This is a genomic window from Bradyrhizobium sp. AZCC 1693, from assembly GCF_036924745.1.
In the GTDB taxonomy this organism is placed as follows: Bacteria; Pseudomonadota; Alphaproteobacteria; order Rhizobiales; family Xanthobacteraceae; genus Bradyrhizobium.
This window is the reverse complement of sequence record NZ_JAZHSD010000001.1, coordinates 5228549-5242842: the sequence shown is the minus strand read 5'-3', so window position 1 is coordinate 5242842 and position 14294 is coordinate 5228549. Positions and strand designations below refer to the sequence as shown.

9 protein-coding genes and 1 pseudogene are annotated in these 14294 nt (G+C 64.1%); 3 read left to right on the top strand and 7 right to left on the bottom strand.

Translation table 11 applies throughout. The features are described 5' to 3' along the window. The first annotated feature begins 44 nt into the window (after positions 1–44). Positions 45–2840: a [protein-PII] uridylyltransferase gene (locus V1293_RS24970; protein ID WP_334513073.1), complete on the top strand. Its 2796-nt coding sequence runs from the start codon at positions 45–47 to the stop codon at positions 2838–2840. Between the two features lie 404 nt (positions 2841–3244). Here V1293_RS24970 and V1293_RS24965 read toward each other — a convergent pair whose 3' ends face one another. The 7 genes and pseudogenes from V1293_RS24965 to V1293_RS24935 all read right to left on the bottom strand — a co-directional run. Further along, positions 3245–3568, bottom strand: coding sequence for a hypothetical protein (locus V1293_RS24965; RefSeq protein WP_334513070.1), 324 nt, complete (start codon positions 3566–3568; stop codon positions 3245–3247). A gap of 54 nt (positions 3569–3622) precedes the next feature. Further along, positions 3623–4873 carry a DUF1501 domain-containing protein gene (locus tag V1293_RS24960; RefSeq protein WP_334513068.1) on the bottom strand — a complete coding sequence of 417 codons (1251 nt, stop codon included), beginning with the start codon at positions 4871–4873 and terminating at the stop codon, positions 3623–3625. A gap of 2 nt (positions 4874–4875) precedes the next feature. After that, on the bottom strand, positions 4876–6318 hold the full coding sequence (locus V1293_RS24955) for a DUF1800 domain-containing protein (RefSeq protein ID WP_334513066.1): 1443 nt from the start codon (positions 6316–6318) through the stop codon (positions 4876–4878). Between the two features lie 284 nt (positions 6319–6602). Beyond that, positions 6603–7760 carry a serine hydrolase domain-containing protein gene (locus V1293_RS24950; RefSeq protein WP_334513063.1) on the bottom strand — a complete coding sequence of 386 codons (1158 nt, stop codon included), beginning with the start codon at positions 7758–7760 and terminating at the stop codon, positions 6603–6605. A gap of 93 nt (positions 7761–7853) precedes the next feature. Beyond that, the gene (locus V1293_RS24945) at positions 7854–10388 is read right to left on the bottom strand and encodes a M56 family metallopeptidase (RefSeq protein ID WP_334513061.1); all 2535 of its coding nucleotides are present in this window, start codon (positions 10386–10388) and stop codon (positions 7854–7856) included. Next, positions 10388–10822, bottom strand: a complete 435-nt coding sequence (locus V1293_RS24940; protein WP_334513059.1) for a BlaI/MecI/CopY family transcriptional regulator — start codon at positions 10820–10822, stop codon at positions 10388–10390. The genes V1293_RS24945 and V1293_RS24940 overlap by 1 nt, the downstream gene beginning before the upstream one ends. A gap of 140 nt (positions 10823–10962) precedes the next feature. Continuing rightward, positions 10963–11061: pseudogene (locus tag V1293_RS24935) on the bottom strand (MGMT family protein); the annotation flags it as partial. A 774-nt stretch (positions 11062–11835) separates the two neighbouring features. Here V1293_RS24935 and V1293_RS24930 point away from each other — a divergent pair. Together V1293_RS24930 and V1293_RS24925 are read left to right on the top strand one after the other, a co-directional pair. Further along, entirely contained in the window at positions 11836–13569 is a 1734-nt protein-coding gene (locus V1293_RS24930; protein WP_334513057.1) for a PAS domain-containing sensor histidine kinase, read from the top strand. Further along, a complete protein-coding gene (locus tag V1293_RS24925) occupies positions 13566–14237 on the top strand; it encodes a response regulator transcription factor (RefSeq protein ID WP_334513055.1) in 672 nt (223 codons plus the stop codon). The genes V1293_RS24930 and V1293_RS24925 overlap by 4 nt, the downstream gene beginning before the upstream one ends. Positions 14238–14294 lie beyond the last annotated feature (57 nt).

Genomic DNA, 14294 nt, shown 5'->3' with positions numbered 1-14294 from the left:
ATCGCCCGTGACAGCCCCTGCGCCGTCCGATATCGGGATAGATCATGGATAGCATCGTGCTAGAGAGCCGCTCCGGAGCGGATGAACGTTTCGATACCGCGCGGATCACCGCGGCGGTCGATGCGCTGGCCGAAAAGCATGCCGGCCGCGAGGACGTGTTTCGCTCGGCGCTGGCGCAACTTCTCAAGGCCGAGATGATCGCGGCGCGCGCGACCGCGCAGGCCGTGCTGCTGAAGGATCGCCACGGCCGCCGCTGCGCGGAGCGGCTCTGCTTCATGCAGGACGAAATCATTCGCATCCTCTACTCGGCCGCGACACGGCATCTCTATCGCTCGCATGTGCCCTCCGGCGCCGAGCGCATGGCGGTGGTCGCCACCGGCGGTTACGGCCGCGGGCTGATGGCGCCGGAATCCGATATCGATCTGCTGTTCATCCTGCCCTACAAGCAGACCGCCTGGGGCGAGCAGGTCGCGGAAGCCATCCTCTATTGCCTGTGGGACATGGGATTGAAGGTCGGCCACGCCACGCGCTCGGTCGACGAATGCATCCGCCAGGCGCGCGGCGACATGACGATCCGCACCGCGATCCTGGAAACGCGATTCTTGACCGGCGACCAGCCGCTCTATGACGAACTGGTCGCCCGCTTCGACAAGGACGTCGTGCAGGGCACCGCTTCCGAATTCGTCACCGCCAAGCTCGCCGAGCGCGAAGAACGCCACCGCCGCGCCGGGCAGTCGCGCTATCTGGTCGAGCCCAACGTCAAGGACGGCAAGGGCGGCTTGCGCGACCTGCACACCCTGTTCTGGATCGCCAAATACGTCTACCGCGTGCGCGAGACCGACGAACTGGTCGAGCGCGGCGTGTTCGACGCGCAGGAGTACCGCACCTTCCGCCGCTGCGCCGATTTCCTGTGGTCGGTGCGCTGCAATCTGCATTTCGTCTCGGGGCGCGCCGAGGAGCGGCTGTCGTTCGACATGCAGCGCGAGATCGCGGTGAGGCTCGGTTACACCTCGCATCCCGGCATGCAGGATGTTGAACGCTTCATGAAGCACTACTTCCTGGTCGCCAAGGATGTCGGCGATCTTACCGCGATCCTGTGCGCCAAGCTGGAAGAGGAACAGGCCAAGCCCGCGCCGGTCTTGAGCCGCATGGTGGCGCGGCTGCGGCCGGGCATCAAGCGGCGGCGGGTGCCCGACAGCGACGACTTCATCATCGACAACAACCGCATCAACCTCGCCGCACCCGACATCTTCAAGCACGACCCGGTCAATCTGATCCGGATCTTCCAGCTGGCGCAGAGGAACAACCTCGCCTTCCATCCCGACGCGATGCGCACGGTGACGCGCTCGCTGAAACTGGTGAACACCCAGCTTCGGGAGAATCCGGAAGCCAACCGGCTGTTCATGGAGATCCTGACGTCCGACAACGCCGAGATCGTGCTGCGGCGCATGAACGAGACCGGCGTGCTCGGTCACTTCATCCGCGCCTTCGGCAAGATCGTGTCGATGATGCAGTTCAATATGTACCACCATTATACGGTGGACGAGCATCTGATCCGATGCATCGGCTTCCTGCAGGAGATCGAGCGCGGCGGCAATGACGAATTCACGGTCGCGAGCGACCTGTTCCGCAAGATCCAGCCCGAGCATCGTGCGGTGATCTACATCGCGACCTTGCTGCACGACGTCGCGAAGGGCCGGCCCGAGGATCATTCGATTGCGGGCGCCCGGGTGGCGCGGCGATTGTGCCCGCGGCTCGGCTTCAACACCGCCGATACTGAGCTGGTGGCATGGCTGATCGAAGAGCATCTGACGATGTCGACGGTGGCGCAGTCGCGCGATCTCTCCGACCGCAAGACGATCGAGAATTTTGCCGCCGTCGTGCAATCCGTCGAGCAGATGAAGCTGTTGACGATCCTGACCACCGCCGACATCAGGGGCGTCGGGCCCGGCGTGTGGAACGGCTGGAAGGCGCAGCTGCTGCGCACGCTGTATTACGAAACCGAGCCGGTGCTGACCGGCGGTTTCTCGGAAGTGAACCGCGCGCAGCGCATTGCGGTGGCGCAATCCGAATTCCGCGCCGCGTTCAACGAGTGGCCGGAAGCGGAGCTCAACGCCTATATCGGGCGGCACTATCCCGCCTATTGGCTCAAGGTCGACCTGCAACGAAAAATCCGCCAGGCGCGCTTCATCCGCGCCAGCGAACAGGCAGGCCACCAGCTTGCGATCAATGTCGGTTTCGACGAGGCCCGCGGCGTTACAGAGCTGACGATCCTCGCGACCGACCATCCATGGCTGCTGTCGATCATTGCGGGCGCCTGCGCGTCCGCCGGCGCCAACATCGTCGACGCGCAGATCTACACGACCACCGACGGACGCGCGCTCGATACCATCGCGATATCGAGGGAATACGACCGCGACGAGGACGAGGGACGGCGTGCAACCCGGATCGGCGAGATGATCGAGCACGTGCTCGAAGGCAAATTGCGGCTGCCCGAAGTGGTGGCGCGCAAGGCGGCCAACCGCGGCAAGGTACGCGCCTTCGTGGTCGAGCCGGAGGTCACCATCAACAATCAGTGGTCGGACCGCTACACCGTGATCGAGGTTTCCGGCCTCGACCGCCCCGGCCTGTTGTACCAGCTGACGACGGCGATCTCGAAGCTCAACCTCAACATCGCCTCGGCCCATGTCGCGACCTTCGGCGAGCGCGCCCGCGACGTGTTCTACGTCACCGACCTGCTCGGCGCCCAGATCAACGCCCCGACCCGGCAGGCCGCGATCAAGAGCGCGCTGATTCATCTGCTCGCCAGCGAAGACAACGTTGCGCAGCCGGCGGCGTGATACGCCAGTCCTACGGCTCTACGGGTCCCGCGGCTGGCTTTCGCCTTCTGCGATAGCGCAGCGCATCGATCAGCAGCGAGAGAACGGACGACCGCTGATGGCGCGTCGGGTAAGGCAGGTGGTCGTCCGACAACGGCCCGTGCGTTACCTCTTGCTCGTCGTCGCAAAATTTCGGTGCGAATGCGAGGAAGGGGCCGCCGAGATCCGAATGATGGAACGGGTTTCGTGGTGGGCGTCGCATCGGTCGTCAACCTTGTGCAGGAGACGCGCGAGCTCATTGCGATAGAGCCTCGCCCAGCTACCATTCAAGCTGGTGAGGAATTCGAGCTCGCGGCCTGTGAGTATCGACATAGGAAACGCCGGGATGCGGAAGCAGGAGACATCGGACCGATTGCGCGAGGCCGTTACATCTTCTGCATTCCGGCGAAGTTCATACCGCTGTAGGGGCCGACATAAACCCCGCTCTGCAGGCATTGCGATTTCGCGGCGCCGCACATCTGCGCGTGGTCCGGCCGTGCGCTGGAATTTCGCATGCACGAGGCGGCATAGGCGCTGCAGGTGTGGGGGATCGCGGCCCGCTGCATGGCCATCCGGTATCGATAGGAGCGCCCGCCGTCGGACGACTGGCAACATTTGCCGTTCATCTTGCTGGCTGACGCCGTCGTAAATCCCGACGGCAGCACGATGGTGGAAATGGCGAGCGACAGGACAATGGCTGGTGACTTCATGGCAGATCTCCTCTTCACGGCATTACCTCCTCGATTAACTAACCAACCAGATGACTAACCAACCAGACCGGCAGTCGGCGCGACGCCGATGCTGTCGGGAAACACGGTGGTTGCGAGCGCACGCTCGTCGATTCTCAAATGATCGCGGAGCAGGCCCTTGAGCACGGCGCGCAGATCGGTCGTGGGTTTGAGGTCGCGTTCCTCATAGAGCTGGGCTTGCTTCAGCCCCGGCCAGTCGGCGACCACGCGCCCGCCCCGCAAGCCGCCGCCGGCGAGAAACGCCACGGTGCCGGTGCCATGGTCGGTTCCGTTGGTGCCGTTGATGCGCGCGGTGCGTCCGAACTCGGTGATGACGGCGACCACCGTCTCGCGCCAGGCGTCGCCCATATTGGTCTCGATGGCCGCCAACGCCCCGTCGAGCGCGCCAAGGAGGTTGGCGAGCTGACCGGAGGCCGCGCCCTCGTTGATGTGGGTGTCCCAGCCGACGAAGCCGACCGCCCCGACACGGGGGCCGTCGGGCTTGGCGAGAAAGCGGGCCGCGGTGCCGGCGGCTTCCGCAAAATAGGCCCGCACCCCGGCAATGCCGGGAGCCGCAAGCGCAGCGGCGTCGACCATGGCAGCATCGGATGGTCCTGTGGCGCCGAGCGCGGCCAGACGCATCCTTGCCTCGAGCGCGGCCGCCAGTTTCGGATCGGTGTGTTTATAGAGATCGAGCAGCCGGGCCTGGGTGTCTTCGTTGGCCGGCAGCAATTTTTGCGGCACCCATGACAGCACCGGCGCGCGGCCGCGGACCACCAGCGGGGTCACGGAGCCGACACCAAGGACGCGACTGCCGCGCGGATCGACCCGGCCGTCCGACGCCAGCTCGGCCAGCGCACGGTTGAGCCAGCCGGTGTCGACGGCGCCCGGCCGCGCGATGCCGCTTTCGAGAACATCCTGGCCGTCGAAATGCGAGCGCTCGCGATAGGGCGTTGCGGTCGCGTGCACGATGGTCGCCTGCTGCGCCTTGTAGAGCCGGTGCAGGTTCGGCATCGCGGGATTGAGCGCGAAGAAGCCGTCGAGCGGCAGCGCCGGCGGCTTGCCGTCGAGCACGAGCGCGCGCTCGCCGCGCAGGCCGATCCAGTCGGGATCGCCGACGGGGGCGACCGCGCCGAGACCATCGAGCGCGCCTCGCAGCACAATGACGAGCATGCGCGGATCACGGCCCTCGGCGCGTGCGAGCCGCGGCATTTGGCTCCATGCGAACAAGCTGCCGGCGCCGATCAGCGCCTCGCGGCGAGTTGGCAGATGGTGGCGAAAGGTCATGCTCACCTCCTCTGGAATTCGGCCGACATGAACAACAGCACGAGTGCCTGCTGACGGCTCTCGGCGCGGCCGACCGCCTGCTTCACCTCCGGCGACACCTGTGACCCGAGCACGGTCTCGATGACATCCTGGGGATCGGTCCTGCCTGCGATGCGCTCGGCGAAATAATTGGCGACGTCGAGCCGCCGTCCCATGCCGTCGATCCAGGATGCTTCGTCGTCCGGGAAACCCTTGGGCGACGGCGGCCGCCACAACGGTTCGCCGAGCAGGACCTGTCCATCCGTGTACCGCACAGGGTCGGTCTGCGTGAGCCCGGTCGCGCGCACCATGCCGACCACCCACTCGCCGGGCCGCTTAAGTTTGGCCGGCGGCTCGCTCCACGCCTCGTCGGACGAGACCATCACCCTGGCGACCTGCTTGAGATCGCCGCCGGTATCGAGGAACGCCTTCGCTATCCGTTCCACCAGCGCAGGCGGCGGCGTATCGGCCACGAAATAGCGGGCCAGCTTGGTCGCCACATGCGAAGCTGTCGCAGGATTGGCGGCGAGATCGCGCAGCACGGCACGTCCCTGCTCCACCGTTTCGTCCTCGTAGGATTTTCCCAGCACCTTCTGCGCGCCGGGCTCGTGTAGGCGGGGATTGAAGGTGAATTCGCCGCCGTGCTCGGGATTGTCGCCGGGCGGCACCAGGGTCCATCCGGTGAGAATGTTGGCGAAGCCGATCACGTCATCCTGGGTGTAGCCGCTACGCACGCCGAGCGTATGCAACTCCAGAATCTCGCGCGCGAGATTCTCGTTAAGGCCGCGGCTGCGATTGAGGCCAGCGGTCGAGTTCGCGCCCATCGAAACCGTCTGGTCGAGATAGAACAACATCGCCGGATGGCCCTCGGCCGCCAGCAACAGGTCGGTGAAGCGGCCAAGCACATGAGGGCGGATGGCCTCGCGCTCATAAGCGCCGGACATGCTGCGGATCTTGTCGGCCGAGACGCAGAAATGATTGGACCAGAACCAGACCAGCCGCTCGACAAACCCGATCTCGGCGCCGAGCGCGGCCGCGATACGAATCCGCGCCTCGTCGAGATAGATCTGCCGCCCCGGATCGGGCACGGCTTCGGCGGCGATCTTTTGCGCCATCTCGCCCGTATTTGACGCGGCGCCTTCCATCATCGCGGACGCTTCCGCCATCTGCTGGCGCTTCGCGTCCTGCTCTTTCTTGGCGACGATCGCCTTGGCTTGCCGCTTCGCAAACGCGTCGGTCACCGCGCGATAGGCCTTGGCGCTCGACGGCAGATTGGCGGCAGCGAGTTCGCTGATCGCGGGACGATCGAGTTCGGCGATCAACGCGCCGCGCGGGTCGGCCTCGATCGCCGCGATCGATCCCGGACGCGGCCCCATCCCGAACCGATGGAGGGCCAGCGCGGCTTCAGCCTTTGCAGAACGGCTCATGGCAACACCCGAGGCTGCGACACCCTGTAGTGCTACGAGTAGTAACACTTACGAACAGGCCATGCAAGTCCCGATTGAGTGCGGCTCGCTCGGGTCGAGCCAGGCCTCGTGGTTTGATCGGATGCAGAGCATCCTCCGAGGGGGCGCGGCGCTGCCGTCTCCTCACCATGATCTGACATCGGTGGCGGATACGCTATTTTGACCTCGGCGTTGCTGCGCAGCAGCGAAGTGACGCGATGGGCTACAAGCGGACCAATGCAGCGCCGCACGGCGGCGCTTCCAGTTCAGCCCGGCGGCGAAATCCCGCGCAGGACGTCCCTGAAAACGCCGTACTGCAATTGAAACGCTTTGGGGCTGTAGTCCTGGTAGTATCCCGCGGTCACCACGACAACGAGATCGAGCTCCGGGACGATGCGAATCGACTGCCCGCCTCGACCAAGTGCGCCAACCCAGTGGACCTCACGCCCATTGAGCAGGGAGCGACCGAGCCACCATAGGTATCCATAAGATTGACGGTCCGTGGCCTTGAGCTTCGGTGCCGTCGAGGTCTCGATCCATTCCTTGGAAACGATCTGGCGGTCGTTCCAACGACCGCCCGCGAGGACGAGCTGGCCGAGTTTTGCCATATCGCGCGGCCGCAAGCGCAATCCCCCACCGGCATCGGTATCTCCCTTGTACCGATTCCACTCTACGCGAGTAATGCCCAGGGGCTCGAACAACGTCTCGCGCGCAAATTCATCGAGGGGGCGTCTGGTCGCCTTACGGATAATGGCCGACATGAGCGTGAGCGCGCCGGTGTTGTAAAAGAATTCTTGTCCTGCCGGGGCAGTCACCGGAAGACCGAGGACATAACGACACGGATCTGGCGCCATATGCATGCGCCCCTCGTCGTTGTTGCCCTCGTTGCTAGGCGTCGCCTCCACCCACCCCAGCCCCATCGACATGGTGAGCACGTGCAACAACTGGATGCGGTCCTTCTCAGGGGAACGCAAGTCTGACAACTCGGGGAAAAAGCTGAAGATCGGTTCGTTGATGCTGCGTATCAGCCCGCGATCGATCGCTATCCCGACGGCGAGTGACGCGACGCTCTTTGAAACCGATTTCACATTGTTCAATGTATCGGCGTCGAAGGTGACTTTCCCGACCGGGCGGCCGTAGATCTCGTCGGAACCCCTGAAGTACCGCTCGAACACCAGCTTGCCACTCCGAGCGACCAGCACGGCATGTATATTGGCATCGCTCGAGGCGGCCAGCCGATCAGCCATCCTGCACAGCGCCGCGCGGTCGATGAGCTTATCCTCATTGAGGGAAGCGACGGGCCAGCCGTCGTCTCGCGCGACCGGAACATCGCAGCCGTCGGGCAGGTCCGCGTACACCGGCAACCCGGTGAGCGGCGCCAGCGCAGCTCCACCGAGAAGTGAAACAAACTGGCGCCGTCTCATTCGATCCTCCCGTTCACGCCTTTTGCGGTCGCTCGCCGCGGTGCCGGGAATCCGAGGCTTTTGGCATCCCCTGATGTCGTGAGTTCATCGGCGCTAATACTGCGGACCCAGCGCAATCCGTCCGATCGTGCCGTCCTTGACCAGGCCGATCCGCCACTCCGCCGAACCATTGGCGAACTGGACGATATAGATGTCGCTGCCGAGAGCCGAGACGCCCCGGAACGACATCGCGCGCAGGGCGCCGAGCCTGGAGACAATGGCCTGGTTGAAGGGAAGCTGCTGGCGGGTCTGCGCCGCGACTTCGGACGTCATGCGATCGTAGTCCGGCTCGCCGCGGCCAACGGCCTCGATATATCCGCGCAGCGTCGCTTCGCTGCCGGCCAGTGGAACGGTGCGTGGCAGCATTGCGCCGCCGGGCCGGCCGCTCGCCTCGACCGTGTGGAAGCGCGTGCGCTGTCCCGGCAGCACGATCTCCAGACACTTCCCCGCTCCATCGGCGATCACCCATGGACTGTCGACATTGGTCGTGACCGGAAACGTCATGTCCTCGCCGATGGTCCCGAAGGCCGCGCGTTTGCCCTCCGCGTCCAGCTTGAAGAGCTGAAGATCGCTCCCGCTGCCATTGTAGATCAGCACCTTGATCGGCGCGGTCTCGGCCGTGGCTCTGAGGCCCCCTTCCTCCGAACAGGCGACGATGCCACCGGGCTTGTTGTTGCCATCCGGCCGGAAGATGACATCGTCGGCCTTGTCGTCCGCCCCCAGCAGGATGCGGAATTCCGCGACGCCATTGGCGAACTTCACGCCATAGATGTCATAGCCACCCGGGCCGACGCCGCGGAAGAAGATCGATTCCACCGCGCCGAACGCCTTGAACATGGCCTGCAACTCGGAAGCCTGGCGCCGGATCCTGGCCGCCAGCGCCGCGCTCATCCGCTCGTAACTGGGCGCTCCCCGCTGCAGATCATCGATCCCTTGCAGGATCATCTCCTTGCTGCCCGGCAGCGGGATTTGATCCCTGAATCGATCCGGCGCCGCCGCGATCCGACGCGAAAAGTCTTCCTCGATCGCCTTCGCCCTGGCCGCAGAGACCCGCGGCGCCAACCGGGCGCCATACACCGGCTCGTGTAGTAGAACCTGGGTCACCTTGGCCTGACCGTCGCGCAGGAAAACAACCAGATCATTATGGCTGCTGGCAAAGGCATCGACGCCGCGCGCCACGATCTCGAATTTCGGCCGCCCCGTCTCCTGCACATGGAGCCGCTCGCCATCGCGGATGACGGTGAGGACGCGGCCGGGTCCCAACTGGTACGTGCCGACATATGAATCCAGCCGGCCCGCATCCACCGCGATCCCTTGCCACGACAATTCGGCCGTCCTGATCGCGCTGATGCCGCGGCCATTCTGGTTCAGCACCGGAGCGAATGGCTTCCGTTCATGGCTGACGGCCAATGTGATCGGGCCGGCCGCCGCGGGGTAGAAATAGGTCCCATCACCCAGCACCACCAACCGGAGCTTTCGCTGTCCGCTGACTTGCCCGAAGAAGTCGTCGCCCTCCCGCGAAACGGTGAAGATCGACGCGCGATCCAATGCATAAAAGGAAACCGACTGCGGCTTACGCGCCGCGGTCACGGCATCTGCCGCATGGTCGAGCGCGGCCGAAGCCGCCGGCTGGGTGCGATAGGCGATGGAGCCGGCAGAGACGAGCACAACCGGCAGGATGACTGCCACGGTGCCGATTCGTTTGCCCCAGCCCAGCTTCGCCGGGGCCGCGGTAGCCGCGAGAATGCGCTCCACCCGGCTACGCACCGTGCACGCCCTTGCCATTTCGATGCCCGCCGGCGCCCGCCGAACGTGCTGCACGAGGTCGAGCAGGATCTCGGCGTAGGACAGCCTGTCCTCGACCACTTCGAGCGCCCTTGCGTCGCTGATGATTTCGGCTAATTCCGCCAGCCTGGTGTGGTGCCACCACGCGAACGGACTGAACCAGAACACCGAACGATTGAGCGACGCGAGCAGCAGCAGATAGAAATCGCGGTTGGCGACGTGCGCGCCCTCATGGGCCAGCACGGCCTGGCGCTTGCGCATGTCCCAGTCGAAGCATTGCGGCGGAAGCAGAATGGTCGAGCCGAAGGTGACAGGCCCGGCGATCACGCTGCTCACGCGCACGCTCCAGTCGGCGGTCCAGGGTGCGCGCATCGGCTTGGCGGCACGGGCCAGCCGCCAGGTCAGGTAAAGGCCGACCGCCAGCCTCGACAACAGCAGGCCGGCGACGAGCGCATAAACGATGGTGGCCAGTGCCAGCCAATTCAGCGCCTGCACAGGCGCTGAGCGAGCGGCCGCCATGCCCTGCTCAGCCGGGAGCATCTCACGCAGCGGCTCCGCCAGCGGACTGCCCGTTGGACCGGCAGGCCAGAAATGTTCGGCCGCCGGCACCGGCAGCGCGTCCACGGTAACGGTTACCGTGGTCCAATGCATCAACAGCGGCATCGACAATGACGCCACCAGCACCATGGCCCAGCAGGTCATGTGCACGTGCGGATTCCGTACCCGCAAAAGATTCAAGCCAATCCACACGACGCCTCCGAGAAGCAAGGCGCGTAGCGCCGACTCCGCCAGAATCGCCAGCATTATCTCCTCCTTCCCTTCGCCTCTGTCTTGGTCTCGGCTTTGGTCTCAGTCCTGGTCTTGATTTTAGTCTTGGCCTTCGCAACCTGGTCGGCCAGCGTGCGTAACTGGCGCTGGTCGAGCATCGCCGTGTCCACCATGCCGACCAGGACCTCTTCGACGGAGCCGTTGCAGAACCAGTCGACGATGCGCTGGACGGCTTTCGCCGCAACCCGCGCGCGTGGCTCGGCGGCCTGATAGACATAGGTTCGTCCATCCACGGTGTGCGTGGTGTAGCCCTTGTCTTCCAATCGTCGCAGCACGGTGCGGACGGTCGATTCTTTCAACGGGCGGGAAAGCCGTTCGCGGACGGCCTCGGCCGTGACAGGACCATTGGCCCAAACCAGTTGCATGACCTCGCGTTCGAGGTCGCCCAGTTCGGGCAGGCTGTCATCCATGGTGCTACCTTGCGATCTCGGGCCTCAATGCTACAGAGCGTCGCATACGTGGCCGGAATCCGCAACTTCTATTCAGCTGACTTCTATTCAGCTGACTTGGCCGCGCCTCGCGGGCGGGCGGGCGGCAATTCTGGCGCCAATTAGAGGTTCACGCCTTCGTGCCGCAGCAGCGAGCGTTTCCGCGCGAGCCCGCCGCCATATTTGACCAGCGAACCATCGGCGCGGATCGGGCGATGACAGCGACCGCGCTATCGCGAGTCTGATTGTTCTGTTTGGAAATCAGCCCAGCCATGGAGCTCGAGAGCAGTCAGGCTCGCCGCCACGAAGGCAAGATAATTTGTCTGGGAAACCAGAAGACCCAGATCGAACAGTTCGAGCAACGCTTGCCATGGGTCCCCTGCCGACACGGCGATTGCCCGCTTGCCACCATCGATCACGGAAGGTCGGAAGCTGCGGTCCGATCTCCGGCGCCTTGCCTCGGGTCCGACGTCATCAGAGCAAAGGATCAACCGCAGGCGTGCTTTCGGCATATCAATCCCCAAAGTTTGCGATCGGCGATCGCCGGGTTACGGGTTTGACAACTGCGACGGGATGTTTGCGTTCGGCGAGACGTCCGGTTGAAGGTCTCGCCTTCCCGCAGGGCAATTTCCAGAAACTCTGGTGCCACCGGGTTACCCAATAAGCTTCATCATTGAAACCGGACGAACCATTGAACGGAGGTTGATCCACACATTACATTCGGTTGGCAGGATCATACCTAGGTTTGGGATCGCTATCCGGGCCGCGGGCGGGGAATCGGAATGTCGCATTCCCCGGGTGGCGCATCGACTGCACGCAGGGAACGCCCCGGATCTTTATGCCTCCGGAATATCCTTCCGGACGTCCAAAAGCTGCTAGTATGCGCCTGTTAGGAGGGCGACGTTGTCGCCGCTGATGATAGAGATCACCTAGCGACGCAGCGCGGGCCCGGGATGGCCAAGCCTTTTGTGCTGCCTATGATGCGGGACCAGACCATGAAATCCTGGCGCTCCGCCGAGCAATGGCTGCTGGGCAGCATGGTGTTGGCGTTGGCTGCGGCGGCCTTCATCTGGCTTGTGCTCGGCCCCGCGCCGGCGGCCCCCGCCTATTTGACCGCCGTCGTGCTGCTCATTGCCTCGCTTCTCGCCTCACTGATCATGATGCGCCGGGTGGGCACTGCCCGCAGGCAGATGGAAGCCGTGCTCCACGGCCGGTCGAGAGCCGAACAACACGCGATAGAGGCGTTGCGTCAGCGTGAGGCGCAATGGAAGGAAGTATTCGAGCACAACCCGGTGATGTATTTCATGGTCGACGCGGCCGGCACAGTGCTGTCGGTCAACACATTCGGCGCGGCACAACTCGGCTACTCCGTCAGCGAATTGCTCGGGCAATCCGTGCTGAAAGTCTTTCCTGCCGAAGAGCAGCAGGCAGCCCGGAGCAACGTTGCCATATGCCTGGAGAACATCGGCCAACCCCACAGTTGGGAAATCCGGAAGGTCCGCAAGGACGGTTCAGCGCTTTGGGTTCGTGAAAACGCCAAGGCCGTGCGGCGGCTGGACAATCAGCTGATCGTGCTGATCGCGTGCGAGGACATCACCGAGCGCAAGGAGGCCGAAAATGCCTTGCGGCAGAGTGAAATGTATCTGGCCGAAGCTCAGCGATTGAGCGGCACAGGCAGCTTCGGCTGGCGCGTCGCCAGCGGAGAAATCATTTGGTCGGAAGAAACATTCAGAATGTTTGGCTACGACAAGGCTCCCTCCATCAACCACGCCGCGGTCTTTCAACGCGTTCATCCGGACGATCGTGCGCGCGTGCAACAGACCATCGACCGCGCGTCCCGCGACGGAAGGGACTTCGAGCACGGATATCGATTGCTGATGCCTGACGGCGCGGTCAAGCATGTCCACGCCACGGCCCGTGCGGTGACGGATGCATCAGGTGGCGTCGAATTTGTCGGGGCCGTGACGGATGTTACCGCCCGCAAGCAAGCCGAGATCGAATTGCATGAAGCGCAGACGAACCTGGCGCATGTCGCGCGGGTGACGGCGCTCGGGGAAATGGCTGCGTCGATCGCCCATGAAGTGAACCAGCCGCTCGCCGCCGTCGTCACCAATGCCGCGGCATGCCTGCGCTGGCTCGACCGCGAACCTGCCAACCTGAAGGAAGCGCGCGGCACCCTGCAGTCGATTATCAATGACGGCAATCGGGCGGGAGAGGTCATCCAGCGCGTCCGCGCGCTCGTGAACAAGACCACCGATCGGAAGGCGCTCCACATCAACGAAGTCGTCAACGAGGTCCTGAGCCTCGTGCAGCATGAGTTGCTCAGCCACCGCGTGGCGCTGCGGCTGGAACTCGCCCCTGCCCTCCCGCCGGTCCTCGCCGACCGGATCCAGCTGCAACAAGTCATCCTCAACCTCGTCGTCAACGGGATTGAAGCGATGCAACCGGTCAAGGACCGGCCGCGCGAACTGGTGATCCGAACGCTCCAGGACGAGGCCCGCCAGGTTCTGGTCACGGTGAGCGACTGCGGTGTCGGCGTGGCCGCCGAGAATGCCGATCGGCTGTTCGATGCCTTCTTCACCACCAAATCCAGCGGCATGGGCATGGGCCTGTCGATTTGCCGCTCGATCGTCGACGCACACGGAGGACGGCTGTCGGCGTCCGGCAATGCCGGTACCGGCGCGACGTTTCAGTTCACCCTGCCATTGCATCAGGAGGACAGTACGTGAACGGCCGTCCAGCATCGCCTCACACCCTCGCAAGCGCCGAGGAACCGGTCGTCTTTGTTGTCGACGACGACGCGTCGGTGCGTGAAGCCCTGAGCAACCTTTTCCGGTCGGTAGGGTTGCGGGTCGAAGTGTTCGGTTCGGCTCACGAGTTTCTGCAGAGCAAGCTTCCGAACGTTGCCGGCTGCCTGATCCTCGACATCAGGCTGCCCCGGCTGAGCGGCCTCGACTTTCAGGCCGAGCTGGCGAAGGCCGATATTCAGATTCCGATCATCTTCATGACGGGCCACGGCGATATCCCGATGACGGTCAGGGCGATGAAGGCCGGAGCCGTCGACTTCCTGACCAAGCCGTTCCGCGACCAGGACATGCTGGATGCCGTAACCGCGGCAATCGAACGCGACCGGGTCAGCCGCGATGAAGCCAGGATGCTCTCCGGCCTGCATGCTCGTTTCGCGACCCTGACCCCGCGGGAACGGGAAGTGATGGCTCTGGTCACGGCCGGCCTCATGAACAAGCAGATTGCCGCCGAAATCGGCATTGCCGAGATCACCGTGAAGATACACCGCGGGCACATCATGCGAAAAATGACCGCGAAGTCGCTGCCCGATCTGGTGAGAATGGCCGAGATGCTCGGGATCGGGCCCGCATCCGGCAGGCCGCAAACCTAAGTATGATTCTCCGACTCTGATTTCGGACGCACTCTCCCACCACGCGGCTATACAGCA

Bases quoted from the DNA above. Each gene is read 5' to 3' on its own strand.
- V1293_RS24965 (WP_334513070.1), bottom strand. From the start codon at position 3,568: ATGAAGTCACCAGCCATTGTCCTGTCGCTCGCCATTTCCACCATCGTG.
- V1293_RS24940 (WP_334513059.1), bottom strand. From the start codon at position 10,822: ATGGATGACAGCCTGCCCGAACTGGGCGACCTCGAACGCGAGGTCATG.
- V1293_RS24950 (WP_334513063.1), bottom strand. From the start codon at position 7,760: ATGAGACGGCGCCAGTTTGTTTCACTTCTCGGTGGAGCTGCGCTGGCG.
- V1293_RS24945 (WP_334513061.1), bottom strand. From the start codon at position 10,388: ATGCTGGCGATTCTGGCGGAGTCGGCGCTACGCGCCTTGCTTCTCGGA.
- V1293_RS24970 (WP_334513073.1), top strand. From the start codon at position 45: ATGGATAGCATCGTGCTAGAGAGCCGCTCCGGAGCGGATGAACGTTTC.
- V1293_RS24955 (WP_334513066.1), bottom strand. From the start codon at position 6,318: ATGAGCCGTTCTGCAAAGGCTGAAGCCGCGCTGGCCCTCCATCGGTTC.
- V1293_RS24960 (WP_334513068.1), bottom strand. From the start codon at position 4,873: ATGACCTTTCGCCACCATCTGCCAACTCGCCGCGAGGCGCTGATCGGC.
- V1293_RS24930 (WP_334513057.1), top strand. From the start codon at position 11,836: ATGAAATCCTGGCGCTCCGCCGAGCAATGGCTGCTGGGCAGCATGGTG.